Here is a 10,702-nt window from a genome sequence, read left to right as displayed (position 1 = left end):
TGCTCCTGGGCTTATTGTGCATTCAGATCAAGGTGTTCAATATGCCAGTGATAAATATCGAAATATACTGAAAAAACACAAGTTTGTTGGGAGTATGAGCAAAAAAGGCTGTTGTTGGGACAATGCCGTAGCAGAAAGCTTTTTCGGTAGCCTGAAGCAGGAAAGGGTCAATTGGAAAAATTATGCTACTCGTTATGAAGCTCAGCAGGATATATTGAATTACATAACCATGTGGTACAACAGCAATCGCCTTCATTCATACTTGGGTTATCACTGCCCGAACACCTTTGAAATGATGAACGGGTATTTGGAAAAAGTAGCTTAACTAGGGTGAGAGAATTTAGTTGACCACATCAATTAAGGGCTTATTAACAACAGCTAATTGTTTTGACTAAAGCCGTATTCTTTGAAAAGTGCATCAAATGCTCCGTCAGCTATGATTTCCTCTAAACCCTGATTGAAGTTATTGGTAATTTTCTGATGATCAGAGATCTTCTTAGAAAATATTACATGCAGTTCATTTATCTGTAACGGAGGTTCTAGAATGTCAATTTCATGGCGCCAGTCAGGAAAACGTGTATTAATGATATGTAATACACCCAGTTTCTCATCAGCCAGAAGATCAAAGCGCTTCCACATAAGCTTGTGCAGATTATTGGCTCCAATTTAACCTATGACTATCTATACAAGGCCTAATAATGTAAATAACGAATCAACCCCCTTTAACCTATTCCAACTTAATCTCTATGGCGTCTGACTTAGTGTTAAAATGAAGATTCATATTCAGCTTTTCACTCCATTTCGCAGCGATGATCTCCATCGTCCCATCATCCTTTATCTTTCTTAGAGCCTTTTTCCAATTACTTATAATGTTTGGATCGGTTTGATTGTTAACGATAATATAGTTGAACTTTTTGAATAGTTCATAAACCGGAGTAAGTTGAGAAGATTGTATATTCGCGGCTTTTAACTGAGAAGGTAATTCCCAGTCAGAATTTGTCCATAGATCAGCTCGCCCCTTGATGAGCATTAGCAGTCCCTGCTTATGAGTCACTAGCACCTGGATATTATTAAATCCACGGCTAATCAGATAACTAGTCCTCACATCACTCCGCATACTGGTTATTGACTTCACGTTTCTAGCTGCTTCAAGAGACTGAATCTCGAGACTACTATTTGATCTCTTATAGAGATAATATTTTTTTGATAAAATAGGGCCAATAAAATTGAAATAAGGTTCCCTATCCGGGGATTTTGCAGCCAAAAACATAACAGTATTCTTTGTTGTTTTTGCGTCCCTCATAGCTCTAGCCCAAGGAAAATATGAAATTTTATAACTACTCCCAACTTCTTTTTGAATAGCATTAATTACATCAATTCCAATACCTTGCAGCCTACCATCTTCTAGATATTGTTGCGGTGGTTCTAAGGCAGTAACTAAGTTCAATTTTTCATCTGACATCACAAAGGGAGCTTGGAAAAAGATTATATTAAAGGCTAATAGTTTTGCAATTTTCATTTTCAATCTCACAACGAGTGGCTAAGTCACTTAATGAAACTCCCTGATTAGAATTATCTGCCCCTTTACAACCATATTTTTATATAAGGATAGACTGATTCCTCACGTATTCAATAAGCTCATAGTAGAGCTGGATGCCCAAAGGTAGTGCCTAGAACAGGACACCCAAAGCTTTTTATAAAAATAGAGCAGGATCCCCAATATTATCTAGAACAGGACACCCAAAGCTTTTTATGCAAATTGTTGACTATAAATAAGTAGAGCGGGACACCCAAAACTTTTCATGCAAATTTTTAACTATAGATAAAAATGCCAATCGTCTGTAATTCAGTCATTTTTTTGAAAATTGGCTGATAAAAGTGGCAATTTGATATGGCAGATAAAAAAACAGAATGACAGGAAGACAGCCCATTAGCAACGCTTAGCTATTACAGCTGATTATATTAAGCATTTGTTAACAAACGATTAATGAAACATTTTCTGTAACTTTGTTTTTCCAGATATCCAGCATTTACCTGTATGTTCTGCAAATAAAGCAAGCTCATCAAGCGAACCGACTGCAACATGGTAATCTTTACCAAAACTGCAGGCTAAAGCTAACCATGTTTCATTATCCAAGCCCATCGAGGTTAATAGTTTAGGGGCATTAACACAAACGGCACCGCGTTTATCTTCTCGGATAAATCGTCCAGTCCAGTCAACCAGCTCAATATAATCTAACAGTGAGTAAGCGATACCTTGCGGCTGTTCCAGGCATTGAGCACCGACAAAAGCAAATAATTGTTTCTGAACATCAGTTACTTGAACCTTATCTTCATAATGCGCAATACCATGAATTCGCTCAAAAGCAGAGGTATATTCAGACATTTCAACACTTTCTGCCATTTTCGCGCGAACAGGATTTAAATCGACATAAGCCATACAAGTCAATAACGCCTGCTCATCCAGCAGAGCCTGCGATTTAAAACGCCCTTCCCAGAAACGTCCTTTGCAGTTATCTTCTTTATTCGCCTTACGAGCTATAAACTCATTTAAGCATCGCATAAACCATGAGATATCTGCTAACCGCTCTCGCCAGCCGCCGATAATTTTAAGTGCGGTTATACGCTCCTCTTCTGAGGTTAACTTACCGAGCTGCCAACGCAAAATAATTGGCGGAACAGAGTAAATCCGGCACCATCTATTATATATTTCGTCATCGGAGCACGCTTTAATTTCCATTTCATTGATATGTAACACAAGGTGGTAGTGATTAGACATAATCGCGTAAGAGCAGACATCAACAGCAAATATATTAGTAAGGTAACGAATGCGGTCAATCATCCATTGCCGGCGATGCTCAAAACTTTGACCGCTATATTCATCTTCACCACACAAGAAGGCTCGACGAACACAACGAGAAATACAGTGATAATAAGGTGTATCCTCTAGGGAAATTAAAGTTTTACGTGACTGAGTCATACCCGCCCCACCAATGTATATAAAAACACTGGTTATATAGTAGGTATAAATTCAAAATCCGTCAAAAAAGTATAAAAGTATGGCTGTCCAGACCTATTCCAGATCCACCAGATCTATTGTTTCACTAATGATTGTCTTGCAGATTCATAAAGTGAATGCATTTCCAATTCAAGCCCTACCGTGTTTCTGAACTTGCGATAATAACTGAACCTGATGAATAGGAGCTAGACAGCTATTGCCCCAGTAATTTCCTCTTTAATAAATACTTGTGGTTACACGGCCAAAGTAATTAGAACTATAATAGAATTTATTGAATCCCCCTCTCAGTTAGAGATTGCAACTTGCATCACACTCCCCTTACCTAAACCACTACTGATTGCGGTCAGCACCATCACACTTCTGCCTCTTGTATATAACCACTATTCATCACCACAGAGCTATCAGGGCGCCATTTGAATTCCTTTAACAATAGATAGAGGCCGCTAGCTGTTTAGCAGCCCTGTGGTGACGACTTTGATATTTTTAAAAATTTTAACCTTTCTGATTTTCACTTGTCCGAGCTGACAGGCATGTTCATTTATTTCTTTCACTTGATATCAACCGCTTTATATTGTGACGATCTAGCTATGTGTTCAGCCTCTATATTAGTTGAAAATAACGGCTTACTGGTTAAGCGCAGCCATATCAAATACTGATAATTTGCAATAATGCTATTGAAGCCCTTTATTATAAATGCAACAATAATTAGAACTCTAATTATTACAACTATAACCACTTTAATATAACTATAGGTAAAACCTTCATGCAGCACGCATCCGTAAAAGTTAAGCAGTTCACCCCAGATACCTTCCTTAAACTGGTTAAGAATAAAGAAGAGGATAAGTTTGCTGACTATCAGTCATTGATGGACTTTGATGTCACCAGCCGCCCTTGGCGCGAAACATTGGCTTACTCCTTTAAAACAGATAAGCAACTTGCCAAGGTATTTCACAATATTAACCCAGTCGATAGTGAGGTTTATAAGGTCATAGCGGCTCGAATTACGCCTTATATTGCTCAATTGATGGATAAAGACGATCAGGCTTGTCCGATCCGCATTCAATACGTACCTGAACAAAATGAAATGGATGTAGCACCACAAGAGATGGGGGATCAGCTGGGTGAAGATGCCATGATGCCTGAGGGGACCTCCATCGTTCACCGCTACCCCAATCGCGTACTCTTTCTGGTACACAATATTTGTGCAGCCTATTGCCGCCACTGCACTCGCAAGCGAATGGTGTCAGAACCCTTGAATGTTATCTCCATAGAGCGGATCCGTAACTCAGTTGAATACTTACGTGAACATCCGGAAGTGCAGGATGTGCTGCTGTCTGGAGGAGATCCACTGCTACTGACTGATGACAAACTAGATCATATTCTGTCCATGATCCGTGAGGCTCGTCCAGATCTGAAAATATTACGCATCGGCAGCCGCTTACCCACTCAATTGCCTACACGTATTACGCCTGAGCTGTGTCAGGTATTAGTAAAAAACCGTGTCACCCTGCTCAATACCCAAGTCAATCATCCAAAAGAAATTACTCCGCTGTTTAAGAAGCATATGGCAATGCTGCGTACCAGCGGTATCATGCTTGGCAATCAAAGCGTGTTGATCAAGGGAGTTAACGACAGCGTTGAAGTGATGCGTGATCTGGTTATGGAACTGATCTCCAATGGTATTCGTCCATACTATGTTTATTCCATGGATCCCGCTCCTGGTAACAGCAAATTTCAGGTCAGCTATAATCGTATGCTGGAAATCTACCATGGCATCCGAGGCTGGGTATCAGGACCAGCCATTCCGACCTTTATCGTTGATGGTATTAGTGGTCTAGGTAAAATGCCTGTACAGCCGGAATACGTCAGCAGGCAGGAGATCGATGGTGAAAGCAAACTCATCGCGACTAACTTTGAAGGGCGCAGCACCGACATGACTTTCCTTCTAGATGAGTAATCATGTACTATTTTGGCTATGCCGTTTTTGCCCGCTGTTTGACTGGGCTGCTGGCGTTTGTTTATTATCATTTTCGCCATCATGAAACGGCTGATGATTACTATCTGGGCGGGCGAAATATCAAAAAGCCCGACACGTGCCCTTGCCGGGTTAGGTTTTAGCATGAGGGGGCATAATGACTGTACAACTTACTGAGGACAATTATGAGCGAAGTTAGCCGCTGCTTGTTTGATACCTGTGATCTGCTTGAAGGAGCCAGTATTCAATATGGTCCTAACAGCAGCCGGGTTTATTTAATGTCAATGAAGCAAGGTGAACCGAATCGTCTGCCGGCGGCCATGTATCAATTAGCCAAAGCACAGGGTTATGGCAAATTGTTTGCCAAGGTTAGGCAATGTGAGTCGGAGCACTTTTTCAACCACGGCTTTACCGAGGAAGCGCGCTTGCCGGGATATTACCCAGCCATGGGACAGGGTGTGGATGAAGATGCATTATTGTTATGTGCTTATCTTGCTCCTGAGCGCCAAATAGATAGCAGAGCTGCAGAACATAAAAAGGTACTGGATCTGGCCCGCAATAATCTGTCCGGGATAAATCTGTCAAAGATAACGCCTGCTGCTCATTGGCAGGTTATGCCATTGGATAAAGTGTATGCCGAAGAGATGGCCCGTTTATATCGTGAGATCTTCCCAAGCTATCCCTTCCCCATTCATGAGGCGAGCTATTTGTGTGAAACCATGTCCGATAATGTCAGTTATTTCGGCATCAAACACCAAGGCCGACTGATTGCCTTAGCCTCTGCTGAAAAGGATTTGGAAAATATGGCTGTGGAGATGACGGACTTTGCGACCTTACCTGAGTTCAGAGGGCAGCAGCTGGCAGCTGCACTGCTAAATAAAATGGAATCCAGCATGGAACAACTGGGTTTTCGGCAGGCGTTTACCATAGCACGTGCGGCTTCTGTTGCTATGAACAGAACATTTGCCAAAAATGGCTATCACTATCAGGGGCGGTTAATTAACAACACCCAGATCAGTGGTCAGATTGAAAGTATGAATATCTGGTGTAAACCACTGAATGTTGAGTAGACCATAGAGCTGGACACCCAAAGTTTTTTACAAGGTTTTGGCTATAAATGAGATAACAATTTACTTGTAATTCAGTCAATTTTTTGCGAGTTGACTGATGAAAGTGGCGATTTGATTTGACAGATAAAAAAGCAGAATGACAGGAAAATTGCCCATTGGCAATGCTTAGCTGTTACAGCTAACACTCTAAAGTATCCAATAGCCCATAGAATTGCTCGATTCAAGAATAAGCGAGCATGGTACACCTCAAAGATGATTCCATTCTATAAAATTGATGGGCTCAGGTTTTAGTTTTGAATTTTCAGAAAAATAGATAAAAGACACTAGATCAAGATTAAAGAGCTGAGCCTACCATCCTGTTCAACTGGATTTGATCGGCTCAGCTCAATAAATTGGCAATCCCCTACGTCTGTTAAACACGGGGTTATTATCCAATAATCCCCCCTAAACCAAGAAATCTTAGTTGTAACCCAGCACAATCATATCTTTTTTAGTGACATGGAGTACTTCTTCACAAGTATTACCAATCACTTTTCCAGCCAACAATTTCTTGCCCATACTGCCTATAATAACGACACTTGCATGATGCTGACAGGAAATACTGTCAATCACTTCGTAAGGAGCACCAATTTTTATATGGATGTTTTCTGGAGGGATATTAAATTCTTCAAGCAGCGAATTGGCATTTTTACACGCTAATGCCTCTATTTTTTTGCAATACTCTTGAGCTTTATCAGGGCCAATATCCGTCAAGATGCGAGGTGGTGAAATAGCAAAGCAGCAATGAATTGCCAATGACATTTTTTCCGCAAAATCAAAACCAAATGTTAATAATTTTTGGTTTAATTTTTGTTTCTCCTGGCTGCTTGCCATCAAATCCAATGCTAATAAAACAGATTTTCCATCATTGCTTGTTTGTTGTTCAGCAGCAATATATGAAGGTATCTTACTCTCTCGTAATAGCAGCCAATCTGAAGGTGTATGTAAAAACGACTCGCTACGACGGCCTTTTTTTACATAAAAGTCATATTCATGCTGTTCACAATGCGTTAAAACAGCATCGACAAAATATTTTTCCCAAATAACTTCATGGGTAATTGATATGGTATTGCTATAAGCCGTTATATATTTTTGCCACCAGGCTTCTTTTTCTTGAATTAATTGATCTTTTATTCGCAGGTTCTCGATCATATCAAAAACATCATTCATCCAGCTTAAATTCTCATAACAGTAGATTAATACATGGATGTCCGCCCCTGTTATTTTAGCGATATCAATAGCTCTATCCAATGCACACTTGCTCTCTTGTTCTTGCTCAAGGATAACTAATATTTTAGCCATTACAGACCCCTTTAAGTACACGAAAAATATACAATAACTATAGTATAAAGTGATACTTGACGTAGCAGTTTTCATGAAAATAAAGTGTTATCTTCTTTTTTGCCAGGTTGTAGTGGTGCAGTGAACGGCAAAAAATGGAGACACCCAAGCATTTTTAATCATAACGTAATGATTTTAAATAGCTCAACGTGTGGATGTCCTATCTTATTCGGTTGCTCACCAACCGAGCCCCAAACCTCTGCCTGCATGATAATTTGGTGTTTATCATCATTAATGGCAATACCGTTATAGCCTTGAAGCGTACCTTTACTGGTGGTCATCTTGGCACTATCCGGATCGGTGATATTACTTTTAACGGGGTTCTTACGACTGCCGGTTTTCTCTTTATTTGCAGCCAGAAATGCTTTGATTTTATCCGCACTTTTGTCGAGCTTTTCCTTCTGTTTTAAGTCATGCTGTACTTCACTTAAGCCGTCTTGTGCTTGATGACGTTCAATGATGCGTTGACTGGCCAGACGAAGCTTGGCTTGTTTACGGCCTAACTCTTCAAACGTACCGCTCCACTCTTTACTGGCATTGGATTTTATCTTACATCCGTCAATCGCAAACATATGTCGACCGATTAACCCTTCCTATCACATATCATCAGCACCAGCGTGAAGAGAGGCTCTATCTTATCTTTCATTCTGGCCACAAAGCTGGCGATAGAGGTGTAATGCGGCTGTTCATCACCCGATAAACTCATAAAGGTAATGTTGGTTTCACAAGCTTCGGCAATCCGACGGCTACTCACCAATCCACGAGAATAACCGAAGAGAATAATTTTTAACATAACCGATGGAGGATAGGCTGCTGCGCCACCATTATCATTATTGTACCAGTCATCAAAGGGAGTTAAATCAAAGTGATTATCGACGATATGGGAAAGCGCATATTCAAATGTACCGGGGATGATTTGCTGTGAGAAATCAATCGGAATAAATTTACTTTGGCAGGATAAATCAGGTTTGTAATTGGCCATTACATTTCACTCTAGGCGAATAATAACCATTAGATCACAGACGATCAGCACAATCAAGTACGTTTTTTATACAATTCAATAAAACTAAAAAAAGAGCGAACAACCAACTGTTTATTGTCCGCTTGAAAACATTTGTTATAACGCATTAATGCCAAATTACATGACAATTAATGTTTGGGTACTCTAACGCTAAGTCAGTAAAACACTCTTTAAGTTGTGTATATGACTCAGGGAGCTTTGCCTTTAAACTTTGAGAGTTTAAAAACTCAATTGTTTCTGGCAACACTATCAAATCAGTTATGCAATCCCAAAACGCATCCCAATTCATACCATAAAAGTCTGGAAACAATAGCGAACTGGATAGATGCTTATGGAGCTGCTCGTTACTTTCAATGGAACATAAATCTATTTGCATTTTAGACCTGCGTTATAACGAGGCTGTAGAATTATTCATTTTCAGCCACTATTTTAAAAACATAAACACCGTAATTTATATTTGATTGATATTCAACAGATTATTCTATTTTAGGAGGCTGATTTGTTGAATTGAGCAGTGAAACTGATGGTGAGGCTTATAGGGGAATAATATTTGGGCTTATGGCTATCAATTACCCCACCTTCAATGCAGACTGGCTCTTAATTTTTCTATATTATGTATTAAACAATACATCTGCCATTGGGCATTTACTTTCTCCTGGCCGCGCAGTGTGAACTTGTTCACTGCTACTTTTTTACGTTTGTCAGCCACAATAATTCCTTCACGATATTCTTTTCTCCATCGTGACAGCATAAAGGGATGAATGTCGAGTTTTTCAGCGACGGATTTGATAGTAATACCGACAACAAAACTCAGTTGTACTGCATTAACTTTAAAATCGTTTGAATACTTCCAAGTTCGTCTTGGGTTGTTGTACTTTGGCATAAGACACCTCATCTTTAATTAGATTTTGGTGTCCGTTAAAGCGGGGAAGATCAAGGTCAGATTGCAGCTACTTGTTATGTGTTTAATCTCCATCGAAAACCACAATTAGATTCTGATCTTCTGACTCTTTTACAATTAACTCAAGTTCATAAATAAACTCAAGAAATTTATATTTACTAACCTTTTTATAAATCTCTTTTTCTTCTGGAAAGGTTTGTTTACCGACACATTCTTGCCAATAATCTGGCTTAGTTGCTATCCGTTCTTTTACATCATTTATAAGTTTTCTTAAATGAACAGACTCTACTGGTCGAAACTTAACCTCACTATAGAGATCAATATACTTTCCAGTAACAGAGTTCAAATGATCAATTTCTGGAGTTAATACCCAATAAAATGCCTCAGGCTTGAATACCAGCTTAAACTCTAAAGACTTTTCATCCTTTCCAATTCCAACTTCTAAAGGCATTCTCTAATTCCTAGTGGCACATAACGCCCCTGTTAAGGCGCAAAATATTGTTAGCTAAACTTGAGCGCAGCGAAAATAGCTAACTGTATTTTGTCGCACTTTAACGGCTTGTTAGTTTTTATTACTCTAATAAAAATTTATTTCCCTGAACTTTATAGTTCAATTTTTTTTCAACATCAGGACAACACCTAGGTATGGTTTTACCGTAAGATAAAAACATTACTTTTAAAATGTTTTTACTGTATTCGGTATATTTAACATCCCCATCGATAAAAAGTTTATCCAATTCCTCGACCTTACCATTTGAACCTTTGATTAAATAAATGCGATGCTGCCAATAATTGGCTCCTTGATATAACCAATGAACAATATATAGATCATTCTCGATTTCATAGGATTCAATCAATTGACCAGAAATTGTATCGGAAACACTCACCGTTTCACCTGATGTATTTTTAGAAGAAATAAAGTCAGAAACAATCTTATTTTCATTTATCGCAAAAACACTATTAGCAATAAGAAGTAATACAAAAAATAAATATTTCACCCAACTCCCCTAAAAACTAACGAGGCTGTAGAATTACTCATTTTCAACCAGCACCCAAAAATACAAACACAGTAATTTACATTTGCTTGATATTCAATAGATTATTCTATTTTGGATGACTGATTTATTGAATTGAGGTGTAAAACTGATGGTGGAGCTTGTAGGGGGAGTAATATTCGGACTGATGACTATCAATTAGTCCATCTTCAATGCAGGCTGGCTCTTAACTTTTCAATATTATGCACTAAACAATACATCTGCCATTGCGCATTCACTTTCTCTTGTCCACGCAGTGTGAACTTGTTCATGCCTTTATTGACCGTAATATTACCAAACAC

Annotated in this window: 12 protein-coding genes and 1 pseudogene; 3 read left to right on the top strand and 10 right to left on the bottom strand. The window is 39.0% G+C overall.

Going from position 1 to position 10,702, the window contains the following annotated elements:
- A partial coding sequence (locus G337_RS0117730) for an IS3 family transposase (protein WP_028865076.1) occupies positions 1-325 on the top strand: 325 nt, incomplete at its 5' end.
- A 53-nt stretch (positions 326-378) separates the two neighbouring features.
- On the opposite strand, the gene G337_RS0117725 is transcribed toward G337_RS0117730, so the two are convergent.
- From G337_RS0117725 to G337_RS0117715, 3 genes are all read right to left on the bottom strand, one after another.
- Positions 379-639: a type 2 periplasmic-binding domain-containing protein gene (locus G337_RS0117725; protein ID WP_028865075.1), complete on the bottom strand. Its 261-nt coding sequence runs from the start codon at positions 637-639 to the stop codon at positions 379-381.
- Positions 640-727: 88 nt separating this feature from the next.
- On the bottom strand, positions 728-1,519 hold the full coding sequence (locus G337_RS0117720; protein WP_157619373.1) for a substrate-binding periplasmic protein: 792 nt from the start codon (positions 1,517-1,519) through the stop codon (positions 728-730).
- 465 nt (positions 1,520-1,984) lie between these two features.
- Positions 1,985-2,980: a transposase gene (locus G337_RS0117715; protein WP_028865073.1), complete on the bottom strand. Its 996-nt coding sequence runs from the start codon at positions 2,978-2,980 to the stop codon at positions 1,985-1,987.
- 802 nt (positions 2,981-3,782) lie between these two features.
- On the opposite strand from G337_RS0117715, the gene G337_RS0117700 reads away from it, so the two are divergent.
- Complete coding sequence (locus G337_RS0117700) at positions 3,783-4,976, top strand: KamA family radical SAM protein (RefSeq protein ID WP_028865071.1); 1,194 nt, start codon at positions 3,783-3,785, stop codon at positions 4,974-4,976.
- A gap of 203 nt (positions 4,977-5,179) precedes the next feature.
- Complete coding sequence (ablB, locus tag G337_RS0117695) at positions 5,180-6,064, top strand: putative beta-lysine N-acetyltransferase (protein WP_028865070.1); 885 nt, start codon at positions 5,180-5,182, stop codon at positions 6,062-6,064.
- Between the two features lie 459 nt (positions 6,065-6,523).
- Here ablB and G337_RS0117690 read toward each other — a convergent pair whose 3' ends face one another.
- The 7 genes and pseudogenes from G337_RS0117690 to G337_RS28310 form a co-directional block, all read right to left on the bottom strand.
- Positions 6,524-7,405, bottom strand: a complete 882-nt coding sequence (locus G337_RS0117690) for a universal stress protein (protein ID WP_028865069.1) — start codon at positions 7,403-7,405, stop codon at positions 6,524-6,526.
- Between the two features lie 212 nt (positions 7,406-7,617).
- A pseudogene (locus G337_RS29595) lies at positions 7,618-8,426 on the bottom strand (transposase); the annotation flags it as partial.
- 145 nt (positions 8,427-8,571) lie between these two features.
- Positions 8,572-8,841 (bottom strand): barstar family protein, encoded by a 270-nt coding sequence (locus G337_RS29590; RefSeq protein ID WP_028865068.1) that lies wholly within the window; start codon positions 8,839-8,841, stop codon positions 8,572-8,574.
- A 204-nt stretch (positions 8,842-9,045) separates the two neighbouring features.
- Entirely contained in the window at positions 9,046-9,348 is a 303-nt protein-coding gene (locus G337_RS26580) for a transposase (protein WP_084605469.1), read from the bottom strand.
- Between the two features lie 82 nt (positions 9,349-9,430).
- Entirely contained in the window at positions 9,431-9,817 is a 387-nt protein-coding gene (locus G337_RS0117670; RefSeq protein WP_028865067.1) for a hypothetical protein, read from the bottom strand.
- Between the two features lie 121 nt (positions 9,818-9,938).
- Positions 9,939-10,364: a hypothetical protein gene (locus G337_RS0117665; protein ID WP_028865066.1), complete on the bottom strand. Its 426-nt coding sequence runs from the start codon at positions 10,362-10,364 to the stop codon at positions 9,939-9,941.
- A gap of 206 nt (positions 10,365-10,570) precedes the next feature.
- Positions 10,571-10,702 (bottom strand): transposase (locus G337_RS28310; protein WP_211235821.1); only part of this gene is annotated, 132 nt, incomplete at its 5' end.

This window comes from Psychromonas aquimarina ATCC BAA-1526, from assembly GCF_000428725.1.
Taxonomy (GTDB): Bacteria; Pseudomonadota; Gammaproteobacteria; order Enterobacterales; family Psychromonadaceae; genus Psychromonas; species Psychromonas aquimarina.
The sequence above is the reverse complement of the archived record's forward strand: the minus strand, read 5'-3'. Positions and strand labels throughout refer to the sequence as shown.

Coding starts and splice junctions, on each gene's coding strand:
- G337_RS0117670 (WP_028865067.1), bottom strand. CDS start 9,817: ATGCCTTTAGAAGTTGGAATTGGAAAGGATGAAAAGTCTTTAGAGTTT.
- G337_RS0117715 (WP_028865073.1), bottom strand. CDS start 2,980: ATGACTCAGTCACGTAAAACTTTAATTTCCCTAGAGGATACACCTTAT.
- G337_RS0117690 (WP_028865069.1), bottom strand. CDS start 7,405: ATGGCTAAAATATTAGTTATCCTTGAGCAAGAACAAGAGAGCAAGTGT.
- G337_RS0117720 (WP_157619373.1), bottom strand. CDS start 1,519: ATGAAAATTGCAAAACTATTAGCCTTTAATATAATCTTTTTCCAAGCT.
- G337_RS0117725 (WP_028865075.1), bottom strand. CDS start 639: ATGTGGAAGCGCTTTGATCTTCTGGCTGATGAGAAACTGGGTGTATTA.
- ablB (WP_028865070.1), top strand. CDS start 5,180: ATGAGCGAAGTTAGCCGCTGCTTGTTTGATACCTGTGATCTGCTTGAA.
- G337_RS29590 (WP_028865068.1), bottom strand. CDS start 8,841: ATGCAAATAGATTTATGTTCCATTGAAAGTAACGAGCAGCTCCATAAG.
- G337_RS26580 (WP_084605469.1), bottom strand. CDS start 9,348: ATGCCAAAGTACAACAACCCAAGACGAACTTGGAAGTATTCAAACGAT.
- G337_RS0117700 (WP_028865071.1), top strand. CDS start 3,783: ATGCAGCACGCATCCGTAAAAGTTAAGCAGTTCACCCCAGATACCTTC.